This window comes from uncultured Amaricoccus sp., from assembly GCF_937891315.1.
Lineage (GTDB): Bacteria > Pseudomonadota > Alphaproteobacteria > Rhodobacterales > Rhodobacteraceae > Amaricoccus.
This window is the reverse complement of record NZ_CALAGI010000060.1, coordinates 38,483-65,116: the sequence shown is the minus strand read 5'-3', so window position 1 is coordinate 65,116 and position 26,634 is coordinate 38,483. Positions and strand designations below refer to the sequence as shown.

27 protein-coding genes are annotated in these 26,634 nt (G+C 69.4%); 13 read left to right on the top strand and 14 right to left on the bottom strand.

Annotated elements, in window-relative coordinates; translation table 11 throughout:
* Positions 1-165 precede the first annotated feature (165 nt).
* A complete protein-coding gene (locus Q0480_RS05475; protein ID WP_299131367.1) occupies positions 166-1,398 on the bottom strand; it encodes an MFS transporter in 1,233 nt (410 codons plus the stop codon).
* Positions 1,399-1,653: 255 nt separating this feature from the next.
* The gene (locus tag Q0480_RS05470) at positions 1,654-2,745 is read right to left on the bottom strand and encodes a PA0069 family radical SAM protein (protein WP_299131366.1); all 1,092 of its coding nucleotides are present in this window, start codon (positions 2,743-2,745) and stop codon (positions 1,654-1,656) included.
* A 165-nt stretch (positions 2,746-2,910) separates the two neighbouring features.
* Here Q0480_RS05470 and Q0480_RS05465 point away from each other — a divergent pair, with 165 nt between their 5' ends.
* The 4 genes from Q0480_RS05465 to Q0480_RS05450 all read left to right on the top strand — a co-directional run bounded on the left by Q0480_RS05465 (position 2,911) and on the right by Q0480_RS05450 (position 7,229).
* Positions 2,911-3,615 carry a B12-binding domain-containing protein gene (locus Q0480_RS05465; protein WP_299131365.1) on the top strand — a complete coding sequence of 235 codons (705 nt, stop codon included), beginning with the start codon at positions 2,911-2,913 and terminating at the stop codon, positions 3,613-3,615.
* Between the two features lie 82 nt (positions 3,616-3,697).
* Entirely contained in the window at positions 3,698-5,263 is a 1,566-nt protein-coding gene (locus Q0480_RS05460; protein ID WP_299131364.1) for a hypothetical protein, read from the top strand.
* Between the two features lie 79 nt (positions 5,264-5,342).
* On the top strand, positions 5,343-5,984 hold the full coding sequence (locus Q0480_RS05455; RefSeq protein WP_299131363.1) for a DUF1638 domain-containing protein: 642 nt from the start codon (positions 5,343-5,345) through the stop codon (positions 5,982-5,984).
* Between the two features lie 138 nt (positions 5,985-6,122).
* Positions 6,123-7,229, top strand: a complete 1,107-nt coding sequence (locus Q0480_RS05450) for a choloylglycine hydrolase family protein (RefSeq protein ID WP_299131362.1) — start codon at positions 6,123-6,125, stop codon at positions 7,227-7,229.
* Between the two features lie 30 nt (positions 7,230-7,259).
* Here Q0480_RS05450 and Q0480_RS05445 read toward each other — a convergent pair whose 3' ends face one another.
* From Q0480_RS05445 to purC, 5 genes are read right to left on the bottom strand one after another with little or no spacing between them, the layout of a single operon-like run.
* Complete coding sequence (locus Q0480_RS05445) at positions 7,260-8,606, bottom strand: sigma-54 dependent transcriptional regulator (protein WP_299131361.1); 1,347 nt, start codon at positions 8,604-8,606, stop codon at positions 7,260-7,262.
* 4 nt (positions 8,607-8,610) lie between these two features.
* Positions 8,611-10,368: an ATP-binding protein gene (locus Q0480_RS05440; protein WP_299131359.1), complete on the bottom strand. Its 1,758-nt coding sequence runs from the start codon at positions 10,366-10,368 to the stop codon at positions 8,611-8,613.
* A 32-nt stretch (positions 10,369-10,400) separates the two neighbouring features.
* Complete coding sequence (gene purQ / locus Q0480_RS05435) at positions 10,401-11,090, bottom strand: phosphoribosylformylglycinamidine synthase subunit PurQ (RefSeq protein ID WP_299131358.1); 690 nt, start codon at positions 11,088-11,090, stop codon at positions 10,401-10,403.
* Complete coding sequence (gene purS / locus Q0480_RS05430) at positions 11,087-11,326, bottom strand: phosphoribosylformylglycinamidine synthase subunit PurS (RefSeq protein WP_299131357.1); 240 nt, start codon at positions 11,324-11,326, stop codon at positions 11,087-11,089. Before purS ends, purQ begins: the two co-directional genes overlap by 4 nt.
* A 14-nt stretch (positions 11,327-11,340) precedes the next feature.
* Positions 11,341-12,102, bottom strand: a complete 762-nt coding sequence (gene purC, locus Q0480_RS05425) for a phosphoribosylaminoimidazolesuccinocarboxamide synthase (RefSeq protein WP_299131356.1) — start codon at positions 12,100-12,102, stop codon at positions 11,341-11,343.
* 170 nt (positions 12,103-12,272) lie between these two features.
* Here purC and Q0480_RS05420 point away from each other — a divergent pair, with 170 nt between their 5' ends.
* Positions 12,273-12,593 carry a DUF1476 domain-containing protein gene (locus tag Q0480_RS05420; protein WP_299131355.1) on the top strand — a complete coding sequence of 107 codons (321 nt, stop codon included), beginning with the start codon at positions 12,273-12,275 and terminating at the stop codon, positions 12,591-12,593.
* Between the two features lie 143 nt (positions 12,594-12,736).
* A complete protein-coding gene (locus tag Q0480_RS05415) occupies positions 12,737-13,630 on the top strand; it encodes an alpha/beta hydrolase (protein WP_299131354.1) in 894 nt (297 codons plus the stop codon).
* A 30-nt stretch (positions 13,631-13,660) separates the two neighbouring features.
* On the opposite strand, the gene purB is transcribed toward Q0480_RS05415, so the two are convergent.
* On the bottom strand, positions 13,661-14,962 hold the full coding sequence (purB, locus tag Q0480_RS05410) for an adenylosuccinate lyase (protein ID WP_299131353.1): 1,302 nt from the start codon (positions 14,960-14,962) through the stop codon (positions 13,661-13,663).
* A gap of 87 nt (positions 14,963-15,049) precedes the next feature.
* On the opposite strand from purB, the gene Q0480_RS05405 reads away from it, so the two are divergent.
* Positions 15,050-15,487 carry a DUF6314 family protein gene (locus Q0480_RS05405; protein ID WP_299131352.1) on the top strand — a complete coding sequence of 146 codons (438 nt, stop codon included), beginning with the start codon at positions 15,050-15,052 and terminating at the stop codon, positions 15,485-15,487.
* Between the two features lie 48 nt (positions 15,488-15,535).
* Positions 15,536-16,174 (top strand): biotin transporter BioY, encoded by a 639-nt coding sequence (locus Q0480_RS05400; protein WP_299131351.1) that lies wholly within the window; start codon positions 15,536-15,538, stop codon positions 16,172-16,174.
* A gap of 69 nt (positions 16,175-16,243) precedes the next feature.
* On the opposite strand, the gene Q0480_RS05395 is transcribed toward Q0480_RS05400, so the two are convergent.
* The 3 genes from Q0480_RS05395 to Q0480_RS05385 all read right to left on the bottom strand — a co-directional run bounded on the left by Q0480_RS05395 (position 16,244) and on the right by Q0480_RS05385 (position 17,868).
* Positions 16,244-17,083 (bottom strand): SDR family NAD(P)-dependent oxidoreductase, encoded by an 840-nt coding sequence (locus Q0480_RS05395; protein ID WP_299131350.1) that lies wholly within the window; start codon positions 17,081-17,083, stop codon positions 16,244-16,246.
* Between the two features lie 105 nt (positions 17,084-17,188).
* Positions 17,189-17,551 (bottom strand): hypothetical protein, encoded by a 363-nt coding sequence (locus Q0480_RS05390; RefSeq protein ID WP_299131349.1) that lies wholly within the window; start codon positions 17,549-17,551, stop codon positions 17,189-17,191.
* Positions 17,548-17,868, bottom strand: coding sequence for a rod-binding protein (locus tag Q0480_RS05385; RefSeq protein ID WP_299131348.1), 321 nt, complete (start codon positions 17,866-17,868; stop codon positions 17,548-17,550). The genes Q0480_RS05390 and Q0480_RS05385 overlap by 4 nt, the downstream gene beginning before the upstream one ends.
* A 112-nt stretch (positions 17,869-17,980) precedes the next feature.
* On the opposite strand from Q0480_RS05385, the gene Q0480_RS05380 reads away from it, so the two are divergent.
* Together Q0480_RS05380 and Q0480_RS05375 are read left to right on the top strand one after the other, a co-directional pair.
* Positions 17,981-19,174, top strand: coding sequence for a flagellar hook-length control protein FliK (locus tag Q0480_RS05380; protein WP_299131347.1), 1,194 nt, complete (start codon positions 17,981-17,983; stop codon positions 19,172-19,174).
* A 16-nt stretch (positions 19,175-19,190) separates the two neighbouring features.
* Positions 19,191-19,868: a flagellar hook capping FlgD N-terminal domain-containing protein gene (locus tag Q0480_RS05375; RefSeq protein WP_299131346.1), complete on the top strand. Its 678-nt coding sequence runs from the start codon at positions 19,191-19,193 to the stop codon at positions 19,866-19,868.
* A 4-nt stretch (positions 19,869-19,872) separates the two neighbouring features.
* Here the strand turns inward: Q0480_RS05375 and Q0480_RS05370 are convergent, their stop codons facing one another.
* The 3 genes from Q0480_RS05370 to Q0480_RS05360 all read right to left on the bottom strand — a co-directional run bounded on the left by Q0480_RS05370 (position 19,873) and on the right by Q0480_RS05360 (position 23,430).
* On the bottom strand, positions 19,873-20,535 hold the full coding sequence (locus tag Q0480_RS05370) for a DnaJ domain-containing protein (RefSeq protein WP_299131344.1): 663 nt from the start codon (positions 20,533-20,535) through the stop codon (positions 19,873-19,875).
* Positions 20,532-21,245 carry a VWA domain-containing protein gene (locus Q0480_RS05365; RefSeq protein ID WP_299131342.1) on the bottom strand — a complete coding sequence of 238 codons (714 nt, stop codon included), beginning with the start codon at positions 21,243-21,245 and terminating at the stop codon, positions 20,532-20,534. The genes Q0480_RS05370 and Q0480_RS05365 overlap by 4 nt, the downstream gene beginning before the upstream one ends.
* A gap of 109 nt (positions 21,246-21,354) precedes the next feature.
* Positions 21,355-23,430: an ATP-dependent helicase gene (locus Q0480_RS05360; protein ID WP_299131340.1), complete on the bottom strand. Its 2,076-nt coding sequence runs from the start codon at positions 23,428-23,430 to the stop codon at positions 21,355-21,357.
* Between the two features lie 247 nt (positions 23,431-23,677).
* Between Q0480_RS05360 and Q0480_RS05355 the strand changes: the two genes are divergently transcribed.
* From Q0480_RS05355 to Q0480_RS05345, 3 genes are read left to right on the top strand one after another with little or no spacing between them, the layout of a single operon-like run.
* Positions 23,678-24,619: a tripartite tricarboxylate transporter substrate binding protein gene (locus Q0480_RS05355; protein ID WP_299131338.1), complete on the top strand. Its 942-nt coding sequence runs from the start codon at positions 23,678-23,680 to the stop codon at positions 24,617-24,619.
* The gene (locus Q0480_RS05350) at positions 24,616-25,098 is read left to right on the top strand and encodes a tripartite tricarboxylate transporter TctB family protein (RefSeq protein WP_299131336.1); all 483 of its coding nucleotides are present in this window, start codon (positions 24,616-24,618) and stop codon (positions 25,096-25,098) included. Before Q0480_RS05355 ends, Q0480_RS05350 begins: the two co-directional genes overlap by 4 nt.
* Before the next feature lie 10 nt (positions 25,099-25,108).
* Positions 25,109-26,623: a tripartite tricarboxylate transporter permease gene (locus tag Q0480_RS05345; RefSeq protein WP_299131334.1), complete on the top strand. Its 1,515-nt coding sequence runs from the start codon at positions 25,109-25,111 to the stop codon at positions 26,621-26,623.
* The last annotated feature ends 11 nt before the right edge of the window (positions 26,624-26,634 follow it).

The following is a 26,634-nucleotide window of genomic DNA, read 5'->3' as shown; positions in this document are numbered from 1 at the left end:
CCCCTCGTCCTGCCCGATAGGAATTCTGCCAATATGAAACTGGAAGAACGCCCAGGGGCGCCGTGGTTTCGCGGGGCTTCGGACGCACTGGAGGGCTGAGCCCCGGGTCGGCGAAGGGGCGCCGCGGGGAAGAGGGTGCGCGCGGAGAGGGCGGGCGGAGGAAGGTTATTCGAGGCGTTCGAGACGGCGGAGGGTGGGGAAGAGCTTCATCCAGATGAGGGCGGTCGCGACGGTTCCGATGCCGCCGATGAGCGCCGCGGGCATCGCGCCGAGGAGCGCGGCGGTCAGGCCGCTCTCGAATTCGCCGAGCTGGTTCGAGGCGTTGATGAAGAGGAAGTTCACCGCGCCGACCCGGCCGCGCATCTCGTCCGGGGTGCGCAGCTGGACGAGGGAGACCCGGATCACCACGCTCACCGTGTCGGCCGCGCCCATCACCACCAGTGCGATCAGCGACAGCCAGAGGCTCGTCGACAGCGCGAAGGCCATGGTTCCGAGGCCGAAGACGATGACCGCCTGGAACATGCGGAGGCCGACCCGCTTGTTGATCGTGTGCCGTGCGAGCACCGCCGTCATGGCGAGCGCGCCGATCGCCGGCGCGGCGCGCAGCATGCCGAGGCCCCAGGGCCCGGTGTGCAGGATGTCGCGCGCGAAGATCGGCATCAGCGCCGTGGCGCCGCCGAGCAGCACCGCGACGAGATCGAGCGAGATGGTGCCGAGGATCGCCGGATCGCGTCGCACGAAGGCGATGCCGGCGAAGAGCTGGTCGAGGCGCGGCGGCTCCCGCCGCTCGGCGGGCCGTTCGAGCCGGATCGCGCCGTTGAGAAAACTCGCGAGGATCCAGAAAGCCGTCATCAGCCCATAGGGCACGAAGGGCCCGAGCGCATAGGCGAAGCCGCCGACCGCCGGGCCGCAGATCACCGCCATCTGGAAGCTGGCCGTCGAGAGCGCCGTGGCGCGCTGCAAGGTCCCCTCCGGCGCGACGCCGGGCAGGAGCGCGGCGGCGGCCGGCGATTCGAAGGCGCCGGTCACGCCGAGCAGCGCCACGGCGCCGAAGATCATGTGGACGGTGATCCAGCCCTCGAAGCTCGCCCAGGCGAGAAAGGCCGCCGTCAGGCCCTGGGCGATCTGGCAGACCTGGACCACGCGCTGCCGGTCGAACCGGTCCGCCGCGTGACCGCCGAGAAAGGTGAGAGCCGCCATCGGCAGGAACTGGGCGAGGCCGACCATGCCGAGATAGAAGGCGCTGTCGGTGAGGTCGTAGACTTGCCAGCCGAGCGCCACCACGCCGATCTGCGCGGCGAAGCGGGAGAAGGCGCGGCCGCCGAGATAGAGCTGGAACGGTCGGTGCCGCGAGAGGCGGGGGGCCGACGCATCCGGCGCGGCGTCGATCGAGCTCATGGCGAGGCGCTGGTCCTTCCCGCGGCCGGCTGCGTCGGGCGCGCTCCCCGCGGGTCGAATCCGCGGACTCGCCGTCCGGAGTTTTCGAATTGTTGCGATCTGATCGCCGGGCGATGCTTTCCGACTGCGACCGTGCTCTAGCCCCGCCGCGAGGGCGCGTCAACTCGCGGTCGGGAGGCCGCCCGGGAAACGGTCCGGACCGGGCGCGGCTTGTCGGTCGGGCGGGGTGGGATCCGCGCCTTGGCCGGATCGATGTCAGAACAGCGACAGTTGCTCCGGGCGCCGGGGGCCGGGGACGCGGAAGAGGTCGCAGCGCGGCTTGGCGGGGCCGCGGCCGAGCCGCAGGCGCTCGCGCGCGAGGCGGAAGCGCTGCGCGATCAGCCGGGCGATCTCGCCCTCGCCCCGCATGCGCTTGCCCCATTCGGGATCGTAGTCGCGCCCGCCGTGCAACTGACGCACGAGACCCATCACCCGGGCGGCGCGGTCGGGACAGGTCTCGGCCAGCCAGTCGTGGAACAGCGGCCCGACTTCGAGCGGCAGGCGCAGCACGACATAGCTGGCACCGGTGGCGCCGGCGTCGCGAGCGGCGGCGAGCAGTCGCTCGATCTCGTGGTCGTTGAGGCCGGGGATCACCGGCCCGATCGAGACCCAGACCGGAACGCCGGCCGCCGCGAGCCGGGTCATGGCGAGCAACCGCCGCTCCGGCGCGGCGGCGCGTGGCTCCATCGCCCTGGCGAGGCGGGGATCGAGCGTGGTCAGCGACAGGCCGGCGGCGGCGAGCCCGTCGGCGGCCATCTCGCCAAGGATGTCGGCGTCGCGGCCGATCAGCGCGCCCTTGGTCAGAAGCGTCACCGGATGGCGGAAGTCGCGCAGTACCGACAGCACGGCCCGGGTGATTTCGAGGCGCTTCTCGATCGGCTGGTAGGGGTCGGTATTGGTGCCCATCGCGATCGGCGCGCAGCGATAGCCCTTGCGCGACAGCTCACGCGCCAGCAGCGCGGCCGCGTCGGGCTTCGCGGTCAGCCGCGTCTCGAAATCGAGGCCGGGCGACAGGCCGAGATAGGCGTGGGTCGGCCGGGCGAAGCAATAGACGCAGCCATGCTCGCAACCGCGATAGGGATTGATCGAGCGATCGAACGGAATGTCGGGCGAGCGGTTGCGGGTGATGATGGTGCGCGCCCGCTCCAGGGCCACCTCGGTCTTCAGGACGGGCAAATCCTCCGGCAAATCCCAGCCGTCATCGACGCGGACGCGCTGGTTGGGCTCGAACCGGCCGGAGCGATTGCTGGCGGCGCCCCTGGCCCGCCGCGCCGCTTTCTCCACCATGTCCGATTCGTCGCCGATCATGGAGAGAGACTAGAACAAAAGCGGAACATGCGCCAGCGGGTCGGGGATGGCGCGCCGGGCGTCGCTTCCCGTCGCGGTGCCTTGTCCGATCCGTGCGACGGGGCTAGTTGAGGAGATGCGCCTCCCCGAGCTATCTTGCGCCACCTCGCATCCGGGACCAGAGCCATGGCCGACGAAGACGACGAGATCATCCTGAGCGAGCTGTCCGACGAGGATCTGGTGCCGCAGGTGCATGACGATCTCTACGACGGGCTCAGGGACGAGGTGGTCGAGGCGGTCAATATCCTGCTGAGCCGCGGCTGGACCCCGTATGACGTGCTGACCAAGGCGCTGGTCGAGGGCATGCGGATCGTGGGGATCGACTTTCGCGACGGCATCCTCTTCGTGCCCGAGGTGCTGCTGGCGGCGAATTCGATGAAGGCGGGAATGGCGATCCTGAAGCCTCTCCTCGCCGAGACCGGCGCGCCGCGCATGGGCAAGATGGTGATCGGCACGGTCAAGGGCGACATCCACGACATCGGCAAGAACCTCGTCTCGATGATGATGGAGGGGGCGGGATTCGAGGTCGTCGATCTCGGGATCAACAACCCGGTGGAGAAGTACCTCGAGGCGCTGGAGCGCGAGGACGCCGACATCCTCGGCATGTCGGCGCTGCTGACGACGACGATGCCCTACATGAAGGTCGTCATCGACACGCTGAAGGAAAAGGGCCTGCGCGATCAGTACATTGTCCTGGTCGGGGGCGCGCCGCTCAACGAGGAATTCTCGAAGGCGATCGGCGCCGACGCCTACTGCCGCGACGCCGCGGTCGCGGTCGAGACGGCGAAGGATTTCATCGCCCGCAAGCACAATCAGATGGCACGGGCCTGAGGTCCGACAGCCTGATGTGTTAACTTGACTCTTTTTGTCGCCCATATTCTAGAGTGAATCACTCGGAAATAGGGAGGGACGAATGGGGTTCGAAAACAGGAGCAAGGCGATCGTCGGGGTGCTGATCGCCGATCAGGGCAACGCGGCGATCGCCGGCAGCGGCAAGCTGCTGATCGGCCGCGACCTCGACGGCGACGGTCTCGCGGCGACGCCGGGCGAGGTCACGTCCTTCTTCGATGCGACGAACGCCAGCGGGCTCGCAGCGCCGAGCGAGAACATCTTCTCGGTGTTCCAGGCGCGTGACCGCTCGGTCTTCGCCGCCAACGGCGACACCGACACGATCTACCGGCTGGTCGACCGCAACAACGACGGCGACGCCAACGACGCCGGCGAGGCGAAGGTCTGGTTCTCGCCGGCCAACGCCGGCGGCTTCTCGACGGTGACGCCGAACGGCATCGCCCAGGGGAAGGACGGGGCGATCTACATCACTAACGCCGGCGTGAACTCGGCGCCGGCCGACATGATCTATCGCACCGTCGATCTGAACGGCGACGGCGACGCCGACGACGCCGGCGAGGCCACGGTCTGGCTCGACCTGCAGCAGGTGATCGCGACCAGCGTGCCCTTCGACATCGCCTTCGACGGCAAGGTCGCCTATGTCGCCGACCTGACCGGGGCGGCCGAGGACGTGATCCACCGCGTCGAGGACCGGAACGGCAACGGCCGGATCGACGCGGGCGAGGTCACGACCTTCGCCAGCGACAGCGGCGCCTTCGGAGCGCCGATCGATATCGCGCTCGATGTGCAGGACGGCTCGCTGCTCAGCCTCTCCTGGACCGCGAGCGGCGGCGCGCCGCACCGGCTCTACCGTCTGACCGACCTCGACAACTCCGGCGGCATCGACCAGCCGGCGGAATCGGTCGAGGTGTGGAACTCCACGTTCCTGCCGGCGGGCTTTGGGCAGGCGGCCGGTTTCTCGGTCTCGGCGGCGAAGAACGGCGGGGTCGTGCTGGCGGTGAACGGTGGCACGCCGGCGACCAAGAACGTCTATCTCCTCAATGACTTCGACGGTGACGGGCTCTATACGAGCCGGGGCGAGACCCAGATCTACGCCTCGAACAGCTTCGACTCGGGCAGCCTCTACCGGCCGCGCGGGGTCGAGTTCTACAATGACGATCTCGACTTCTCGCTGATCCGGGGGACCGCGCGGTCCGACTGGCTGGCCGGCAGCCGCGACGGCGAGACGATCGTCGGGCTGAAGGGCGACGACAAGCTTTTCGGCCTCGGCGGCGACGATGTGCTCTGGGGCGGGCTCGGCAACGATATCCTCTCGGGCGACGGCGGGGCGGATGTGCTGCGCGGCGGGACCGGGCGGGACGTGCTGACCGGCGGAGCGGGGGGCGACCGCTTCGTCTTCGCCGAAGGCGACGGCGCGGGCTCGCACGACGTGATCCTCGACTTCCGCCGCGGGGTCGACAAGATCGAGCTCGACGGGCTCGGCATCGAGTCGATCGAGGGAACGCTCCTCGGCGCGAAGGTGACCTTCGACGACGGCTCGGACGTGCTGGTGGCGCTGACCCGGGCCGCTTCGCTCCAGGCCTCGGACTTCGTCTTCTCGGGCGGCGCGGTCGACGACTTCTTCGTCTGAGCCCCGAGGGTCGCGCGGCGCGGCTCAAGCGTCGCGCGGCGACTGTTCGGGCGGCGAGGTCCGGCCTATCCTCGCGGGCATGGACCTCGACGACGCCCGCCTGACGGAGAGCGGTCTCGCCGCGCCCGCGGCGCCGGCGGGCCGCGTGCTCGTCATCGCCTGCGGGGCGCTGGCGCGCGAGATCCTCGCGCTGAAGGCGCTGAACGGCTGGGAGCACCTCGATCTCCGCTGCCTGCCGGCCAACCTCCACCTCTGGCCGGACCGCATCCCCGACGCGGTGGCGGCGGCGGTGGCGGAGGCGCGCGGGCGCTACGGGCGCATCTTCGTCGCCTATGCCGACTGCGGTACCGGGGGCCTGCTCGAGGCGCGCTGCCGGGCGCTCGGGGTCGAGATGATCGCCGGGCCGCACTGCTACAGCTTCTTCGACGGCAACGCCGCCTTCGCCGCGCGCGGCGACGCCGAGATGACGGCCTTCTTCCTCACCGACTTTCTCGTGCGCCAGTTCGACGCGTTCGTCTGGCGCCCGATGGGCCTCGACCGCCATCCGGAGCTTCGCGACATGATCTTCGGCAACTACGAGACGCTGGTCTATCTGGCCCAAGTCGAGGATCCGGCGCTCGACGCCGAGGCGCAACGCTGCGCCGCGCGCCTCGGGTTGGCGTACCGGCGCCGCTTCACCGGCTATGGCGATCTCGCAACCGCGCTGTCCACGGCGCGATAGCAGGCGGCCGCCCGAGCGCCGCGGCCGTAAAATGCATGGTGCCAGCCACCCCGGAACGTGATCCGATGGTCCTCGCCGACCGCGCGACCAGCACGCGCCGGTTGGCACCCGGATAGTGGCTCTGGTTACGAGGTCAGAATGAAAAGACTGCCGATCCTGCGCGGGCTCGTTTCAGCCGCGGTGGCCTGCGCGACGCTCTTGGTGGCCGCGGCGCAGCCCGCGCTTGCTTGCACCGGCATTCGCCTGATCGCCGGGGACGGCGCCGTGGTACACGCGCGCACACTCGAATTCGCGATCGACCTCCAGTCGGAACTGGTCATGGTGCCGCGTGGCTACTCCCGGACCGGTGCCACGCCCGACGGCGCGCCGGGTCGGAAATGGGTATCGAAATATGCCAGCGTCGGCATGAACGGCGTGGGCCTGCCCGTTCTGTTCGACGGGCTGAATGAAAAGGGTCTGGCGGCGGGTATCTTCTACTTTCCGACCTCGGCCGGCTACATGCCCTACGCCACGGCCGACGCGGACAGCACTCTCGCCCCGTGGGAACTCGTGTCCTGGATGCTGGAGAATTTCGCCAGCGTCGCGGAAGTCAGGGCCGATATCGCCGCGGTCACCGTGCCGGCGGTGGTCTTCGGGCCGTGGGGGTTCGCGCCGGAGGTGCATTACATCGTGCATGACGCCTCGGGGGCCAGCCTGGTGATCGAATATGTCGATGGCGCGCTGAAACTCCATGACGCGCCGCTCGGCGTGATGACGAACTCGCCGGCTTACGACTGGCACATGGCCAACCTGCGCAACTACGTGAATTTCTCGGTAAACAACGCGCCTCCGGTCCAGGTCGGGCCGGTCACCCTGCGCCCTTTCGGGCAAGGCTCGGGTATGCTTGGCTTGCCGGGCGATTTCACTCCGCCGTCGCGTTTCGTCCGGGCCGTGGCCTTCAGCCAATCGGTTCCGCCGTCCGCGACCGGCGACGAAGCGGTGATCGAGGCGTTCCACATCCTCAATCAGTTCGACATTCCGAAGGGCGCCGCGCGCGAGCGTGAAAAAGACGCGCATGGCAACGTCGTCGCGGACTACACGATCTGGACTTCCGCAGCCGACCTGAAGGCGCTGCGCTACTACTTCAGGACCTATGACAACAGCGCGATCCGCGTCGCCGACCTGATGGCGATGGATCTCGACGCCAAGGATCCGGTCCGGATCTCCATCGCCGGTCCGGAGGTCATCCAGGACGTGACGCCTTGACCGCTCCCGCGCGCAAGGCCCCGCGCGCGCTCAGGTATAGTCGGAGCGGCTGAGGCCGTATTTCGCCATCTTCTCGTTCAGGGTCCGGCGGGGCAGGGCGAGTTCGGCCATCACCGCGCTGACCGAGCCGGTGTTGCGGCGCAAAGCGTGGTCGATCAGCATCTTCTCGAAGGCATCGACATGCTCTTTCAGCGGCTTTTCCGCGTCGAGCGCCATCACCGGCGCCTGGAAGCCGTCGTCGATCAGCAGCGCCGAGATATTGTGGTCGCCGCGACGGGCCTGCAGCACCGCGCGCTCGGCGAGATTGATCAGCTGCCGGATATTGCCGGGCCAGGGCGCCTGGACGAGGTTCGCAGCGTCGCCGGCGTTCAGGGTCGGCGGCTCGCAGCCGTATTCCTCGGCGAACTGCACGGTGAAATGCGAGAAGAGGGTCAGGATATCCTCGCCGCGAGCGCGGAGGGGCGGCGCCTCCAGCACCAGCCCGGCGAGGCGGAAATAGAGATCGTCCCGCAGGACCTCGGCTGGCGGAGTGCCCGAGCCGAGCCGGCTCGACACGGCGATGACGCGGATATTGTGCGGTCGCGCGGCGGCGCCGTTCGGGTCGGTCGCATTCAGGATCTCAAGCAGGCGTGCCTGGGCGGCGGGCGACAGGGCCTCGATATCCTCGAGGCAGAGCATGCCGCCCTCGGCCTGGTCGATCAGCGGCTTTTCCGGCCAGTCCGGCGCTCCGAACAGGGTGGGTTCCAGCGCGTCGGGGGCGACGCTCGCGCCGTTGAGGGTGACGAAGGGCTTGCTGGCGCGCGGGCCGACCGCGTGCAGCGCCTTGGCGATCAGGCTCTTGCCGGTGCCGGTCTCGCCGAGAATCAGCACATGGCCATCGGCCTGGGCGACGTCGAGGATGGTCTCGCGCAGCTTTTCCATCGAGGGGCTGGCGCCCATCAACCGGCGGGTGAGCACGCCGCCGTCCGACAATTCGCGGCGGAGCGCGCGGGTCTCCAGCACCCGCGCGCGCGCCTCGGACGCGCGCTGGCAGAGCTCGGCCAGCCGGTCGGGCTCGAAGGGCTTCTCCACGAAATCGAAGGCGCCGATGCGCATCGCCTCGACCGCCATCGGCACATCGCCGTGGCCGGTCATCAGGATCACGGGCAGGCCGGGATCGATCGATTGCAGGCGGCGGAGCAGCGCCATGCCATCCATGCCGGGCATCTTGATGTCGCTGACCACGACGCCGGCGAATTCGGGGCCGAGCACCTTCAGCGCCGCCTCGGCCGCCTCGAAGGTCATCGGCTCGAAATCCGACAGCCGCAGCCATTGCGACACGGATTCCCGCAGATCGGCCTCGTCGTCGATGATCGCCACAAGGGTCTTCTCGCTCATTCTCTCACTCCGCGGCTTTGCTCTGGGCGCGATCGCTTGGCAGCAGCAGCTCGAAGACGGCGCCGCCGTCCGGCGCGTTTCGCGCGATCAGCCGGCCCCCCAGTTCTCCGGCGAACCCGGCCGAGATCGCGAGGCCGAGGCCGAGCCCCTCGCCGGGTTTCTTGGTGGTGTAGAAGGGTTCGAACAGCTTGCCGGGGTCCTTCAGCCCCTCGCCATTGTCCTCGACGGACAACAGGATCATCTCGCCCTGGACGAGGAAGATCTTGATGCGCCGGTCCTCCTGGCCCTTCACCGCGTCGAGGGCGTTGCGCAGCAGGTTCACGATGATCTGCTCGATGCGCAGCGGGTCGGCGCGGATGATCACTGGCTCGGAAGGCAGGGTGGTGTTGATCGTCACCGCCATCTTGCCGAGCTGCGGCGCCATCATCGACAGCGCGGCGCGGATGCTGTCGCGCAGGTCCACGGGTTCGCTGTCGACGTCGCTCTTGCGGGCATAGGATTTCAGCTGGCGCGTGATGCCGGCCATGCGGTCGATCAGGTCGTCGATGCGCTGGAACGAACTCAGCGCCTCCTCCGGCCGGCGCCGGGTGAGCAGCAGCCGCGCGCCGGCGAGATAGGTCTTCATCGCCGCGAGCGGCTGGTTGAGCTCGTGGCTGACCGCGGCGGACATCTGACCGAGAGCGGCGAGTTTCGACGTCTGTTCAAGGCTTTGTTCGGCATCCTTCAGGTTCCGCTCGATGCGCTGCCTGGCGGCGATCTCGGCGGAGAGCCGGCGGTTCAGGATGCGCAGATCCTCGGATTCGCGCTGGATCCGGCGGCTTTCGGCCCGGGTGCGGCGGGAGAGCACATAGAAGGCCAGCGCCAGCAGCAACGCCAGCGCCATGATGATCAGCGCGAGGATCGCGTTCACCCGCGCCCGCACATCCTCGAGCCCGGCGAAATAGGTGAGGCGCCAGTTGCGGAAGCCGACCGGCACCTCGGCGCGGATATAGGGCGTGCCGGCGATATAGACGTAAGGCGTCGCGCCGAGCGTCTGGCGCGCGTCGCGCAGCGCCTGGGTCATGCGCGACGGGTGCGATGTCTGGGCGAGCAGGTTGTCGAGCGCGCTCTTGCGCCAGTTCGGTTCGGAGGCGAGCAGCACGTTGCCTTCTGAATTGGTGACGACCACCTTCATTCGCGACCGGCTCCAGCCTTCTTCCAGCGCGCCGAGATCGACGGTCACGACGATCACCCCGAGCAGGTGGCCGTCGAGTTCGACCTTGCGGGCATAGTGGAAGCTGTAGGCGCCGTCGTCGTTCTCGATGATCGAGAAGATCGTGCCGGTATCGGCGGCGGCGAGGGTGAAATAGGCCTTGTCGCCGTCATATTGCTCGCGCGGGCGTTCGTCGCTGGCCGCGACGATCCGGCCCTCGGCGTCGAGCAGGAAGATCGAGCCGGCGCCGATCTCCTCGCGGAAGTCGGCGAGGCGCGCCTCGGCTTCCTCGTACTGGCCGGAGCGAAGCGCGATCATCAGGATCGGGTCGCGGGCAAGCAGCAACGGCACGACCGAATGGCGCTGCATCGCGCTCTGGATCGAGCCGGCGTAGAGCGTGGCGCGCAGGGTGGCGTCGGGCTCCTGGCTCTCGCTGAAACCGCGGGTGAGATAGATCTGGCTCGCCCAGATGACGAGCCCCATCGCCGCCACCGAAACCAAAAGCCCGAGCCGCATCCAGAATCGGCCCGGATGCGGGCGCGGCCGCGTCGCTGTGGGTGGCAGGCTCATCCGCTATCCGTTACGCCCCGGCGCCCCGGCGCTCAAGCGCCTTGCAGGGCCCGGACGGCGAGGCGATCGGCGAGGGTGGCGAACATCGCCGCGCCATCGGTGCCGCCATGGGCCGGATCGACCGCGCGCTCGGGATGCGGCATCAGGCCGAGCACCCGGCGGTTGGCGGACAGGATGCCGGCGATATCGGCGGAGGAGCCGTTGGGATTTTCGGTGTAGCGGAAGGCGATCCGGTCCTCGCCCGCGAGCCGGGCCAGCGTTTCGGGATCGGCGAAATAGTTGCCGTCGTGATGCGCGATCGGCAGCGCGATCCGCGCGCCCGCCGCGTAACCGGCGGTGAAGGCGCAGTCGGTCGTCGCGACCTCGAGCCCCACCGGCGCGCAGATGAACCTGAGGCCGGCGTTGCGCATCAGCGCGCCGGGCAGCAGCCCCGCCTCGATCAGCACCTGGAAGCCGTTGCAGACGCCGAGAACATGGCCGCCGGCGACCGCGAACTCCGTCACCGCGCGCATCACCGGCGCCCGCGCCGCGATGGCACCGCAGCGCAGATAGTCGCCGAAGGAGAAGCCGCCGGGCACCGCGACGAGGTCGAGGCCGGCGGGCAGCGACGCCTCCTTGTGCCAGACCATCGCGACCTCGGCTCCGGCGCGGCGCAGGGCGACCGCCAGATCCCGGTCGCAGTTCGATCCGGGAAACACCAGGACGGCGGCGCGGAGCGTCATGCGATCTCCACGCGGTAGTTCTCGATCACCGTGTTGGCGAGCAGCGCCCGGCACATCGCATCGACCGAGGCCTCCGCCGCCGCCGGATCCTCGCCGGCGATCTCGAGTTCGATCACCTTGCCCATGCGGACCTCGCCCACGCCCTCGAAGCCGAGGCCGCCGAGCGCGTGGCGCACCGCCTCACCCTGGGGATCGAGTACGCCGGTCTTCAGCGTCACGTGCACGCGGGCCTTCATGCCGGAAACTCCACCTAGTTCACCAGCTTCGGGCCGGTGGCGCGGCCGTTGGTGCGCGGCATGACGCCGAGGCGCCTGGCGACCTCGGTATAGGCGTCGGCGAGATTGCCGAGATCCTGGCGGAACACGTCCTTGTCGAGCTTCCTGCCGGTCTCGATATCCCAGAGCCGGCAGCTGTCGGGCGAGATCTCGTCCGCGACGATCAGCCGCTGGAAGTCGCCCTCGTAGACGCGGCCGATCTCGATCTTGAAATCGATGAGCCGGATGCCGACGCCGAGGAACATGCCGCTGAGGAAGTCGTTCACCCGCAAGGCGAGCGCGATCATGTCGTCGATATCCTGCTGGCCGGCCCAGTTGAAGGCGATGATATGCTCCTCGGTCACCAGCGGGTCGCCGAGCGCGTCGTCCTTGTAGTAGAATTCGATCACCGGACGGGGCAACTGCTGGCCCTCCGGAATGCCGAGGCGCTTGGAGATCGAGCCGGCCGCGTAGTTGCGCACCACGACTTCGAGCGGAATCATCTCGACCATGCGGATCAGTTGCTCGCGCATGTTCAGGCGGCGGATGAAATGGGTCGGAACGCCGATCGCATTGAGACCGCTCATGAAATGTTCGGACAGGCGGTTGTTGAGAACGCCCTTGCCCTCTATGGTGGCTTTCTTCTGGGCGTTGAAGGCGGTGGCGTCGTCCTTGAAGTACTGAATCAGCGTGTCCGGCTCGGGACCTTCGTAGAGAATTTTCGCCTTGCCCTCGTATATCATCCTGCGACGGGCCATGAATGTCTCCGAAAATGCCAAGGGGAAAGGGGGGCCGAATGCCCGCCTTTCCCGTCACCCGCTGTCTATACCCTGCCCGGAAAAGGAGCAAGCATTCTTCCGGCGGCACCTTGTCCCGCAAGGGCTGGAATGGTTATCTGCGAACAAGCATCGGATGCGAGGAGGATTCAATGAGCAACAGTTTCAAGGACCGCGAGACCGGTTTCGAGAACAAATTCGCCCATGACGAGGAGATGCAGTTCAAGGCCTTCGCGCGGCGGAACAAGTTGCTCGGCCTCTGGGCCGCCGGCGTGCTGGGCAAGTCGGGCGCGGATGCCGATGCCTATGCGATGGAGATCGTCTTCGCCGACTTCAAGGAAGCGGGTCACGAGGATGTGTATCGCAAGATCGCGGGCGACCTCGGCGCCGCCGCCGACGAGGCGACCATCCGCTCGAAGATGGCCGAACTGCTCGGGACGGCCAAGGAGCAACTGATGAGCGAGATCCGCTAGCCTGCCATGCCGCGGCGCCCCCTCTCCGGGCGCTCCGTCGTCGCGACGCGGTCCACGCGGACGGGGTTCATGGCTGGACGTCCGCGGGTTCGGGCGGAGCGCCGCTCCGCGCGCCCCGCGTCGCGGCTGGCGAGGGCGTCGTCATGAACCCGGAAATCGCGGCGCTGCGCGCGCTCTTCACCGCGAAGCCGCGACCGACGGACTGGCCCGAACGGCGCCAGCGCATGGACGAGATTTGCGCCGTCGATCCGCCGCCGGCCGATGTGGTCTATACCCCCGCCGGGGTTGGCGCGATCCCGGCGGAATGGTCGCTGGCGCCGGGCGCCGATGCCACGCGCGTCCTGCTCTATCTGCATGGCGGCGGCTATTGCTCGGGTTCGATCGCCAGTCATCGCGGCCTCGTCGGGCGGATCGGGCGGGAGGCCGGGATCCGGACCCTGGCGCTCGGTTACCGGCTCGCGCCCGAGAATCCGTGTCCCGCCGCGCTGCTGGACGCGTTGGCGGCCTATGGCTTCCTGCGGTCGGAAGGCTATGAGCCGGAGCAGATCGTGGTCGGCGGCGACAGCGCGGGCGGCGGATTGACGCTCGCGACGCTGCTCGCGCTGCGCGAGGAGGGATCGCCGATGCCGGCCGGTGCCTGGCTGGTCTCGCCCTGGGTCGATCTCGCCATGATGGGCGCGAGCATGGAGGAAGAGGATGCGATCGATCCGCTGATCCATGGCGACTATCTGCGCGGGCTGGCGGCGGCCTATCTCGGCGGACGCGACGCGCGGGACGAGCGGGCGTCGCCGCTCTACGCCGACCTCGCCGGGATGCCGCCGACGCTGGTTCAGGTCGGATCGAGTGAGACGCTGCTCGACGACGCGGTGCGCGTGACGCGCCGGCTCGGCGCGGCCGGCGCCCGGGTCGATCTCGAAATCTGGCCCGAGATGATCCATGCCTGGATGCTGTGGGCGCCCCGCCTCGAAGCCGGTCGCGCGGCTTCGACCACCGCCAGCGCGTTCCTCCGCGCGCGACTCAAGCCGGAAAAGCCCTAGCCTCGGGGCGGCGTCCGGTCCGGTGGAGCGTCAGGGATTGAACACCCGCTCGAAGATCGTGTTCACGTGCTTGGTGTGATAGCCGAGGTCGAACTTCTCGGCGATCTCCTCGGGGCTGAGCGCGGCGCGCACCTCCGGGTCGGCGAGGAGCTCGGTCTCGAAATCGGCGCCCTGTTCCCAGACCTTCATCGCATTGCGCTGGACGGCGGCGTAGGAGGCTTCGCGGCTGAGGCCCTTCTGGGTCAGGGCGAGCATGACGCGCTGCGAATGGATGAGGCCGCGGAACTTGTTCATGTTGGCGAGCATGTTGCCCGGATAGACCAGCAGCTTGTCGATGACGCCGGTCAGGCGGACGAGCGCGAAATCGAGGGTGATCGTCGCGTCCGGGCCAATCATGCGCTCGACCGAGGAATGCGAGATGTCGCGCTCATGCCAGAGGGCGACATTCTCCATCGCCGGCACCACCGCCATGCGCACGAGGCGGGCGAGACCGGTGAGGTTCTCGGTCAGCACGGGGTTGCGCTTGTGCGGCATCGCCGAGGAGCCTTTCTGGCCCGGCGAGAAAAATTCCTCGGCCTCCAGCACCTCCGTCCGCTGCAGATGGCGGATCTCGATGGCGATCCGCTCGATCGAACTCGCGATCACCCCGAGCGTCGCGAAGAACATCGCATGCCGGTCGCGCGGGATGACCTGGGTCGAGACCGGCTCCGGCCGCAGACCGAGCGCCTCGGCCACGTGTCGTTCCACATAGGGGTCGATATTGGCGAAGGTGCCGACCGCGCCGGAGATCGCGCAGGTGGCGACCTCGTAGCGCGCATTGACCAGGCGCGCGCGGTTCCGGCTCATCTCGGCATAGGCCTCGGCCATCTTCAGACCGAAGGTCACCGGCTCGGCATGGATGCCGTGGCTGCGGCCGATACAGACCGTGTCCTTGTGCTCGTAGGCCCGCCGCTTCAATGCCGCGAGCAGCGTGTCGAGATCGGCGAGCAGGATGTCGGCGGCGCGGGTCAGCTGGACATTGAGGCAGGTGTCGAGCACGTCGGAGGAGGTCATGCCCTGATGTGTGAAGCGCGACTCCTCGCCGACGATCTCGCCGAGATGGGTCAGGAAGGCGATGACGTCGTGCTTGGTCACCGCCTCGATCTCATCGACGCGGGCGACGTCGAAGGTCGCCTCGCGCGCCTTCCAGATCGCTTCCGCCGCCGACTTCGGGATGACGCCGAGCTGGGCCTGCGCGTCGCAGGCATGGGCCTCGATCTCGAACCAGATGCGGAACCGCGTCTCGGGCGACCAGATCGCCACCATCTCGGGGCGGGAGTAACGCGGGATCATGGGCTCGACGCCTTTCGAGGTTGAGGGTGCGGAGGCGTCTGATAGACTGCCCCTCCCGACGGCACAAGCGAGTGGGCACGGGGAAACATGCGGCTCATGGCCTTCGCCGGCCTCTGGCGAATCGAGCGGCGGATCGACGATCTGCGCGCTGGCGCGGAAGGCGCGTTTCGCGGCGAGGCGCGGTTCCGCCCGGCGTCCGGAGGCCTCGACTATGCCGAGACCGGAACGCTTCGGCTCGGCACCGCGCCGCCGCTGACGGCGAGCCGATCCTACTTCTGGCGCGAGGGCGTCGGCGACATGATCGAGGTCCGGTTCCAGGACGGGCGCTTCTTCCATCGCTTCGCCGCCGATGATCCCACTCCCTCGGCCGAGCATTCCTGCGACCCGGACCAGTACGCCGTCCGCTACGATTTCCGACGCTGGCCGAACTGGCGGGCCGAATGGCGCGTGGTCGGGCCGCGCAAGGACTATGCGATGGTCACCGACTATGGGCCGGCTGGACAGGGCGGGGCGTTTGGGGCATGACGAAAGTCAGAGTTCGCACCCGCGAAGACCCGTGACGAGAGGATCCGCATGGCCACGATCGCTTCCAAGCCCGTTCTGACCGAGACCGTCTGGGAGGCCGAGGGCGCGGCCCTTTGGGTGAAGCGGGCAGTGCTCGTTGTGCTTGGCATCGCGGCGCTCGTGATCTGCGCCAAGATCAAGGTGCCGGTCTGGCCGTCGCCGGTGGCGATCAGTCTTGGAACCTTCGCGGTTCTGACCATCGGCGCCGCCTATGGCCCGCGACTCGGGCTCGTCACCATGCTCGGCTGGATGCTGGTCGGCGCGCTTGGCTTCGACGTGTTCCAGAACTCCTCGGCCGAGAAATACGGCCTTACCTACATGATGGGCGCGACCGGCGGCTATCTCGTCGGCTATGTGCTGGCCACCCTGGCGCTCGGCTTCGCGGCGCGGCGCGGCTGGGACCGGAGCGTGGGCGGCATGGCGGCGGCGCTGCTCGTCGGCAACGTGCTGATCTATGTGCCGGGGCTGCTCTGGCTCGGCTATCTCGTCGCGGGCGGGCTGTTCGATCCGGCGAAATATGCCAGCGTCTGGGACCAGACGCTGACCTGGGGCCTGACACCGTTCCTGATCGGCGACGCGATCAAGCTCGGCCTCGCCGCTCTGCTGGTGCCCGGCCTCTGGAAGCTGGTGGGCAAGGCCCGCGTCTGACGCCACGTTCCGGCGACACGGTTTCATTGCGACTGACCGGCCGGGGCCATCGCCCCGGCCGTCTTCTTGTCAGGCCTCGAGATAGGCGGCGAAGGCCGCGGCGAACTCGGGATGCCAGCGCGACAGCGGTGGCCGGTTCTCGATGATGTCGCCGGCGGCCCAGGCGATGCGCTTTTCGTCGAGCGCGCGCGGCACGTCGTTGTCGGGGCAAAGAATGTAGAAATCGCGCTCGGCGAGCCGTTCGAGCATGAAATCCGCCGTCTGTTCAGGCGACCAGGCGCCAGCCGGCTTTTCGGTCCGGTTGCCCGCCGTCAGGCCGGTGAAGACGAAGCCCGGGATCAGGAGATGCGCGGTCACCGCGCAGTCGGGCGTCCCGCGCAACTCGTGCTGCAGCGCCTCGGTGAAGACCTTCACCCCGGCTTTTGCGACGTTATAGGCCGGATCGCCGGGCGGCGTGGTGATGCCCTGCTTCGAGCCGGTGTTGATGATGAGACCGGGCCGGCCGCGGGCGATCATGCCGGGGGCGAAGGCGCGGACGCCGTGGATTACGCCCCAGAGGTTCACTTCGAGGACCCGCGCCCAGTTCTCGACCGGACCGAAGAGCGCGCTGCCCGGCTGGATGCCGGCGTTGTTCATCAGGATGTCCGCCCCGCCGAAGCGGGCGCGGACGGCCGCCTCGAGTGCTTCGATCTCCCCCGGGCGGGATACATCGGTCGGAACGGCCAGCGTGTCCCGCGCCCCGGCGCGGGAGACCGCCTCGGCGGCCGTGTCGAGCGCCGGGCCTGGCAGGTCGGCGAGACAGACGGCGAGGCCGAGCCCGGCGAAGCGGCGGGCGGCGGCGAGGCCGATGCCCGAGGCGGCGCCGGTGACGACGGCGACCGAGCCGGGGACGAGGGCGGGATGGGTCATCGTCGGCTCCTGCGGATCTGCGAGGGCCAATCCATAGCGGCGCCGGCGCCGACCGAACAGGGTCGGTTTCAGGCGACGGCGACCGCTTCGCCGGAGCGTTGGACCTCAGGCGCGCTTGTCGCGGGTCACGGTCGGCTGGCGCACCTCGATCGGGTGGCCGTTTGGCGCATAGGTGCGCAGCTTGTCATGCGCGGCGGAGATGCGGCTGATTTCCTCGCCGGCCGAGCGCACCCCGGCGAGGCTCGCCAGCAGCAGGCGGCTGTTACGCTCGGCCTTGGCCTTCAGCGCGGTCAGGAAGGCTTCGGGCAGGACGTCTTCGGATTCGAGGATCTCGGCCATCGCCACCTCGCGCCGGTCGACGAGCGCCGGCAGCTCGGCGAGCGGCCCGTTCAGGATTACCTTGCGCTCCTGATCGAGCAGTTTCAGCACACGCTCGTAACGCACGGAATTCAGGATATTGGCGATCATGGTCCCGGAGCTTTCTGCTTGAGGGTTTCGAAGATCTGTTCGGCGAGACCGATCCCGCCGCGCTCGGACATCAGCCGCGCGTATTCGGTGGTGAGAAATCCGGAGAAGGCTTCCTCGCCGGCCCCGCCGCCACCGAGTTCGGTCGGCATGGCATTGAGCCCGGTGTCCTTCAGCATTTCGGCGAGGAAGGTCGCCTCGAAGGCCTTGGCCGCCGCGCGCGCCGGCGCGTCGGGGTCGCTCGCCACGTCCCTGGCGGATCGGGTCGCGGATTGGGCGGCGATGGCCGCGGACTTCGGGCCGAGGGGCGGCAATTCCATTGAGACCTCCGCGCGGGGTGTCGCTCGGCGGATCTATGGGGGGGCGCGGTAAATAATTCGTAATGCTTTCGGCCAATAAGGGCGCGATGTTCCTCGTTCCCTTGGAGCTTGCATGATCCTCCCGGACCTGGCCGCCGTCGGACCCCGCGCGTCCACGCCTGTCCCGACTGCCGGCCGAGCCGCCGCCGCGAAGGGCGACCCTGACGAGATCGCCGCGACGGACGCGCCGGTCGAGGAGGAGGGTCCGGAAGAGGTCCGGGAAAAGGACAAATCCCGAAAGAAGAGCGCGGCCAAGGATTTCGAAGCGGTTCTGGAAGCCGGGAAAGCGGACATCGCTCCGACTCCTCCCGCCGCCGCGCCGGTCCCCGAGCCGGCGGCCCTGGCGGTGCCGGTCGCCGAGATCGCCACGCCGGTCGCCGACCCGGTCCTCACGGTTGCCCCGCCGCCTGTCGTTCCCGTTCCCGAGATTTCGGCCGAAACCGCGTCCGATTCCAGTGTCGCGGCGGTCAAGACGGTCGAGGCGGGCGTGACGGGCGCCCTCGCGTCGGCCCTCGCGGCGGCTGTCGAGGTGGCACCGGACGCCGCCGCGACCCCGCCCGCTGGCCCGAGCGCGTCCGCGGCGAAGGCCGAGACCCCGGCCGCGCGGACGACGACCCCGGCCGAGGTCGCGCCCGAGCCCGAGCCCGACCCCGGGCCGGAAGGCCGCTCGGTAGCGGAGCCAGCCCCGGCCGACAGGGCAACCGCGGCGGACGCCGCCCCGGCTTCCGACACGGCCACCGATACCACCGGGCCGGCCAAGCCGCGCGAGGCCGGCATTGCGCCGAGCGCGGCGGCGGCGCCCGAATGGCGGCTCGCCGCGCAGGCGACGGCGCCGGCCCCGCGCGAATTGCCGCCGATCGTGCACGCCGCGCCGCGCGAGGTGACGCAGCAGATCACGCTCGCGGTCAGCACGGCGAGCAGCGGGACGGTGGAGATCCGCCTCGATCCGCCCGAGCTCGGCCGGGTGCATATCCACCTGACGCCGACCGAGCAGGGGGGATTGCAGGCGACGGTGCTGGCCGAGCGGCCGGAGACCCATGACTTCCTGCGCCGGCATGCTGAAGCGCTGACGCGGGACCTGAACGCCGCCGGCTACGAATCCGTGTCGCTCGACTTCGCCACCGGGGGACAGAACACGCCGCGTGACGGCGAACGCCTGCCGGAAGCGCGCAGCTTCACCCTCGGCGGCGGTCAGGTTTCGGCCGCTCCGCAAGCGCCCGTACCCACGCGCGCCGCTCCGAGCGGCTCACTCGACATTCGACTTTGAACCCGGGGAGACACAGATGGATGTGACTTCGACCAAGGCGGCCACCGCGGCCGCGACCAGCGCCAAGACCGGCGCGAAGACCGACGAGACCGAAGGCGCGACCTCGGCGCTGACCGGCGATTTCGACACCTTCCTGAAACTTCTGACCACGCAGATGAAGAATCAGGATCCGTTGCAGCCGATGGAATCCACCGAGTTCGTGGCCCAGCTCGCCGCCTTCTCCAGCGTCGAGCAGCAGATCGGCTCGAACACCCGGCTCGACTCGATCCTCGACGCGCTGGCCGGCCGAGGCGCCGACGGCTACGCCGCCTGGATCGGCAAGGAGGTGCTGGCCCCGGCGAGCGCGAGCTTCACCGGCGATCCGATCGAGATCACGGTGACGCCGAAGGACGACGCCGATTCCGCGACGCTGGTGGTGAAGAACGACTTCGGCCGGGTGGTCGATCGCCAGACGGTCGCGCCGACCAGCGGCACGGTGACCTGGGACGGCACCTTCAGCCTCGGCGCGCCGGTGGCGAACGGGCTCTATTCCTTCGCGCTGGAAAGCTATTCCGGCGAGACCCTGCTCGATACCCAGCAGGGTCAGGTCTATGCCAAGGTGGCCGAGGTGCGGCTCGACGACAAGGGCGCGGCGATGCTGGTGCTGGAAGGTGGCGGAAAAGTGGCGCCGGCCGACATCTCCGGCGTGCGCTGAGGCATCAGTTCGACCTCGGGACATCCGGGTCCAGCCGCTCCTTCGCGGCGTTGAGCAGCGCGGCGAGCGCGCTTGTGCCGCCGAGGTCGGGATGTACCCGCCGGATCAGCCGGCGATAGGCCGCGCGCACATCCTCGACACTGGCGCCGGGCGCGAGGCCGAGCACGCGATAGGCGTCGGCGTCGGTCAGCGCGCCGGCATCCGGGGGCGGGGGCTCGGCCTCCGGTCCGGGGGCGTCGCGGCGGCGTTCGAGATAGGCGAGGAGCAGGGCGAGGCTGTCGGTATCGGCCGTGGCTTCGAACGCTGTCATCAGCGCATTGATCTCCGCGAGAGAGAGACTGGACAGGCGCCGTCCGACGAATGGCCCCTTGAGCACCTCGCCGTCCATCTCGCCGCTGTCATGATCGAGGCTCATGGCGAGGGCGGCGCTTCGCGCCTCGCTGCTCTGGCCGCGCGCCGGGCCGGGGATCGGCGCCCCCCGCCGCCAGAGACCATAGGCGAAAAGCGCGACCGGCACCGCGAGCGCGACCTGGCGCAACAGGAGAAGGCCGGCGGCGATGGCGAAGGCCAGCGTCGCCAGCGCCCGTTCCCGCGTCAGCCGGTTCAGCAGGAACGCGAGCAGTGCGAAGATCGCGGTCGCTGCCAGAACTCCCGCCGCGAGGCTCATGGCCGCAGGTCGGCGAGCAGGCGCCGCGCGGCGCTTCCGCTGGCGGATGCGAGCGCGGCGCGGCCGCCGGCGGCGTAGGTGGCGATGGCCCCGAGCAGGCCGGCGAGTTCGTCGCCGGCGCGGGCATCGAACGGCAGGAACACCCCCCGCGTCAGCCGGGCGATCTCGCGGAATGCCCGCTCGGCCGCCGGATCGCGACCCTCGAGGAACATGAAGGCCCGCGTGCCGCGCAGGGCGAGCGCGCCCGCCTTGTGGCAGAGCGCGTCCAGATCCTCCTCCATCGCGTCGCCAACATAGACGAGCGCGGCGACCGGCGCCTCGGCGGCGGCCCTGGCCGCGTCGTCGAGCACGCGGCCGATCTGCGTCAGGCCGCCATGGCAGGCGATGCCGGTCATCAGGCCGCGCAGCGCGGCGGCGTCGCCGACCCAGCGCGAGGCGCGGGCCTCGCCGTGGCCGCGAAAATAGGCAAGCCGCACCTCGAGCCCGCCGACGCGCGACGCCGCGGCGAACATCGCCGCCTGTGACTGGCAGGCGAGATCCCAGGTCGGCTGGCGGCTCATGGTGGCGTCGAGCGCGAAGATCAGCCGGCCGCGCTGGGCGGGCGCGCGCGGCGGCCGGGCGGTCGCCTCGGCGAGGAAGGCGGCGATCTTCTCGGACGGCGCGGGCGCGCCCGGTCGGTGGGCGCCGGGCAGGTTCGGGCTCTTGGCCATGGCGGTTCCTTTGCCTGACAATCCGGTGCCCGACAATCTGGAGACGGACGCGCGCATTGCAAGCCGCGCGGCTCCCTGCTCCGCGGCGCCCCGCTCCTCGTTTCCAAGGTCAGGTCCACATCTCGCGCATCCGCGCCGTCAGGTCGCGCCGGGGGCCGTGAGCCCGCGGCGCCGGGTCGCCGGGGGGCGGTGGTGGCCAGGACACCTGGTGAAACCGGGGCAGGGCGCGGTCGGTCAGGAAGCGGCTGCGCGCGGCATAGACATGGCGATCGCCGCGCAACGGCTGACCATGCACATGGAAGCGCTGCGGGATGATGAGGCGCAGCGCGTCGCGGGCGCGGGTCATGGCGACATAGAGCAGCCGCCGCTCCTCCTCGATCTCGGCGCTGGTGCCGGCGCCGAGATCCGACGGCAGGCAACCGTCGACGCAGTTCAGCACATAGACCCGCCGCCATTCCCGGCCCTTGGCCGAATGGATGGTCGAGAGGACGAGGTAATCGTCATCCAGCAGGCCCGGCCCCGCCTCGGCGCTGGTCGCCCCCGGCGGATCCAGGGTGATCTCGGTCAGGAACCGCTCGCGCGTGGGGTAGCCGGCGGCGATCTGTTCGAGCTGGATCAGGTCGGCCTGCCGGGTGGCGGCGTCCTCGCGCAGCCGGTCGAGATGCGGCGCGTACCAGGCGCGGGCGAGGCCGACCTCCGCCGGCCAGCCGGCACCGCGGCGCAGCGCGGCGAAGGTCTCGACGAAGGCGGGCCAGTCGTCTGCGGCGCGCGCCGGCACCCGGGCGGTGGCGAGCGCGGCCGCGGGGTCGGCGGTGGTCGCGAGGTCGGCGAGGATCGCCTCGGCGCTGGCCGGGCCGATGCCGGGCAACAGCCGCAGCACGCGCAGCCCCGCCACCTGATCGCGCGGGTTCTCGGCCAGCCGCAGCAATGCCAGCAGGTCACGCACATGCGCGGTATCGAGGAATTTCAGGCCGCCGAACTTCACGAAAGGGATCTTGCGCCGGGTAAGCTCGACCTCGAGCGGGCCGCTGTGATGCGCGGCGCGGAACAGCACCGCCTGCTCGCGCAGATCGACCCCGGCCTCGCGCGCCTCCAGCACCTCGGCGCAGACATACGCGGCCTGCGACGCCTCGTCGAGCACATGGGCGAGAACGGGGGGCTCGCCCGCCGTCCGGTCGGTCCAGAGGTCCTTGGTATAGCGCTCCCGCGCCTCGGCGATCACCGCGTTGGCGGCGGCGAGCAGCGGCGCGCTGGAGCGGTAGTTGCGCTCCAGCGTCACGATCCGGGCGCGCGGGGTGAAACGCGCGGGAAAATCGAGGATGTTGCGGACCTCGGCAGCGCGGAAGGAATAGATCGACTGCGCGTCGTCGCCGACCACGGTGACGCCGGCGCCGTCGGGGCTGAGCGCGGCCAGAACTTCGGCCTGCAACCGGTTGGTATCCTGATATTCGTCGATCAGCACATGGTCGAACCGCGCGGCGAGGCCGGCGGCGAGCGCGGGGTCGGCCGCCATCTCGGCCCAGTAGAGCAGCAGGTCGTCATAGTCGAGCACGTTGCCCGCCTGCTTCGCCGCGACATAGGCCGAGAACAACTGCTTGAGGTCCGCCGCCCAGTCGGCGCACCAGGGGAAATACGCCAGCGCCTCCTCCAGGGTCTCGCGGGCATTGACCGCGCGGGAATAGATCGCAAGGCAGGTGGCTTTGGTCGGAAAGCGTTTCTCGCCCCGGCCGAGGCCCAGCCGGTGGCGGGCAAAGGCCATCAGATCGGCTGAATCCTCACGGTCGTGGATGGTGAAGGCGGGGTCGAGCCCGATCTCCGCCGCGTGGGCGCGCAGGAGCCGGGCGCCGATCGCGTGGAAGGTGCCGGCCCAGGTCAGGGCGGCGGTCATCGCTTCGGCCTTGTCGCCCATCACCTCGGCGGCGATGCGGCCGACGCGCGCCGTCATCTCGGCCGTCGCGCGGCGCGAGAAGGTCATGAGCAGGATCCGCCGCGGATCGGCGCCGGTGACCAGGAGATGCGCGACGCGGTGGGCGAGGGTGCTGGTCTTGCCCGAGCCCGCGCCGGCTATGACGAGCAGCGGCCCGGCGGCCGCGTCCTCGTCCGGGCCCACGCCGTGCAGCACCGCCGCCCGCTGCTCGTGGTTCAGCCGGTCGAGATAGGCGGGCGGCGGAAACGCGATCGTCATGGTCGCAGTGAAGCACTGTTTCCGCTTTGTTCGCAAGCGGGATCCGTCCAACCCGGGCGCGCGCCGCCGTCGGTCGCTCCAACACAATCCTTGCTCCCTCGCGCGTCCCGGAGGACAAGGCATGACGGAGCCTTAAAACGCAAGCACGCCGAACTGTCAGTCAACTGCCGGTTTCGCGTGGAATGACGGGGCCCATGTCAACCGGCCGGCGCGCACAAGACGCGTCGGCGCGCAAGGAGGAAACGAAATGAAACGAGTGATGCTCGCCGCCGCGATGCTGATGACCGCCCTTCCGGCGTGGGCCGCGGACTATACGATCATGGCGCCGGCGGCGCCCGGCGGCGGCTGGGACCAGACGGCGCGCACCATGCAGAACCTGATGCAGCAGGAAGGCATCTCGGGCAATGTGCAGGTGACGAACGTGCCCGGTGCCGGCGGCACCATCGGCCTCGCGCAATTCGTGAACCAGGCGAGCGGCGACCCGGAGGATCTGCTGGTCGGCGGCTATGTGATGGTCGGTGCGATCCTGACCAACCAGTCGCCGGTCGATCTCAGCATGGTCACGCCGATCGCGCGCCTCACCGGCGAGCAGGAGGCGATCGTGGTGCCGGCGTCGAGCGACATCCAGACGATCGCCGACCTCGTCGCCAAGCTGAAGGCCGACCCTGGCGCGGTCTCCTGGGGCGGCGGCTCCGCCGGCGGCACCGACCACATCGTCGCAGGGCTGGTCGCGAAGGCGGCGGGCGTCGATCCGACCAAGGTCAACTATATCGCCTTTTCGGGCGGCGGCGAGGCGCTGGCGGCGATCCTCGGCAATCAGGTGACGGTCGGCGTTTCGGGCCTCGGCGAGTTCGTGAGCCAGGTCGAGGCCGGTTCGCTGCGCCTGCTCGCGGTGTCGGGCGACGAGCGGATCGAGGGCCTCGACGCGCCGACGCTGAAGGAAGCCGGGCTCGATGTCAGCCTCGAGAACTGGCGCATGGTCGCGGCCGGTCCGGATCTGACGCCGGAACAGGTCGCGGCGATCTCCGCCGATATCGAGAAGCTTGTTACCTCGGACGCCTGGAAGCAGGAACTCGCGACCCGCGGCTGGAACGACCGCTACCTCGCCGGCGCCGACTTCCAGAAGGAGCTCGCGAGCGACATCGAGGCGACCAAGGCCATCCTGACCGATATCGGCCTGGTACAATGAGCACTCCCGGGTCACATCCGCGCCGCCCCGATGGGGCGGCGCTGGTCATCGCGGCGCTGCTCGCGGGGCTGTCGGCGGTGATCTTCTTCCAGACGCGGGCGATGCCGACGGCCGGCGCCTATGCCCGGGTCGGGCCGACGACGGCGCCTTACGTGATCTCTGGCTTTCTGGCGCTGTTGGCCATCGGCCATGTACTGACCGCCTTCCGCCACGGGCTGCCGCCGCGCGAGGCCGATCAGCCGGGGCCGATGCTCTGGATCATCGGCGGGCTCGTCCTGCAACTCCTGCTGCTGAAGCCCGCCGGCTTCGCGATCGCGACCGGGCTGCTCTTCGCCTTCTCGGCGCGCGCCTTCGGCAAGGGGCCGCTCTGGATGACGATTCCGATCGGTATCGTGGTCTCCCTCGTGATCTGGGCGATCTTCGCCGGCCTGCTCAACCTCGCGCTGCCCGCCGGGCCGCTCGAGCACCTGTTCCTGTGAGGGCCACGCCATGGATACCTTTGGTCTCCTCGCCCACGGCCTTGTCGGCGCGTTGCAGCCGACGAACCTGCTCTACGCGCTGATCGGCGTCACGCTCGGCACCGTCGTCGGCGTGCTGCCCGGCATCGGGCCGGCGCTGACCGTGGCGCTGCTGCTGCCGGTCACCTATCAGTTCGATCCGACCGCCTCGCTCATCATGTTCGCCGGCATCTACTACGGCGGCATGTACGGCGGCTCGACCACCTCGATCCTGCTCAACACGCCGGGTGAGAGCGCCTCGATCGTCACCGCGCTCGAAGGCAACAAGATGGCGCGATCGGGTCGGGGCGGACCCGCGCTCGCCACGGCCGCCATCGGCTCCTTCGTCGCCGGCCTGATCGCGACGATCGGGCTCGCCTTCATCAGCCCCTGGATGGTCAAGTTCGCGCTGTCGCTGGGGCCGGCCGACTATTTCGCGCTGATGGTGCTCGCCTTCGTCACCGTCTCGGCGGCGTTCGGCGACTCGGCCTTGCGCGGGCTGACCGCGCTGGTCCTGGGCCTGACGCTCGGCCTCGTCGGCATCGACCTGCAGACCGGACAGGCCCGTCTCTCTTTCGGCATCCCGGACCTGCTCGACGGCATCGAGGTCACGACGCTCGCCGTGGCGCTCTTCGCGATCGGCGAGGCGCTGAAGGTCGCGTCGCAGCCGATGGCCGACGAGAAGATCGAGACCGTCAAGGGCTCGGTCTGGATGAGCCGCGAGGACTGGTCGCGGTCGTGGAAGCCCTGGCTGCGCGGCACCGCCATCGGCTTTCCGATCGGCGCCATGCCGGCCGGCGGCGCCGAGATCGGCACCTTCCTCAGCTATTCGACGGAGAAGGCGCTGGCCACCAAGCCGGAGGAATTCGGCAACGGTGCGATCGAAGGCGTGGCGGGTCCCGAGGCGGCCAACAACGCCTCGGCCGCCGGAACGTTGGTGCCGCTGCTCACGCTCGGCCTGCCGACGAGCGCGACGGCGGCGATCATGCTCGCGGGCTTCCAGCAGTTCGGTCTTCAACCAGGGCCGCTGCTGTTCCTGACCAACGCCACGCTGGTCTGGAGCCTGATCGCCTCGCTGCTCGTCGCGAACTTCATGCTCCTCGTGCTGAACCTGCCGCTGGTCGGCCTTTGGGTGCGGCTTCTCGCCATCCCGAAGCCGTGGCTCTACGCCGGCATCCTGACCTTCGCGACGCTCGGCACCATCGGCGCCAATCCTTCGCCGTTCGAGCTCGGCATGCTGCTCCTCTTCGGCATCCTCGGCTATGGGCTGCGGCGCTATCACTATCCGATCGCGCCCGTCGTCGTCGGCCTGATCCTCGGCCCGCTCGCCGAGCAGCAGTTGCGCCGGGCGCTGGCGATCAGTCAGGGGGATCCGTCGGTGCTCTTGCATTCGCCGATCGCGGTGATCCTCTATCTTATCGCCGCCACCGCGCTGTTGCTGCCGATCGTCATGCGGTTGCGTGGCAAGGGTCAGGTACTGAACGCGCTGGCCGCCGACGAGGATTGAGAAGGGGCGCG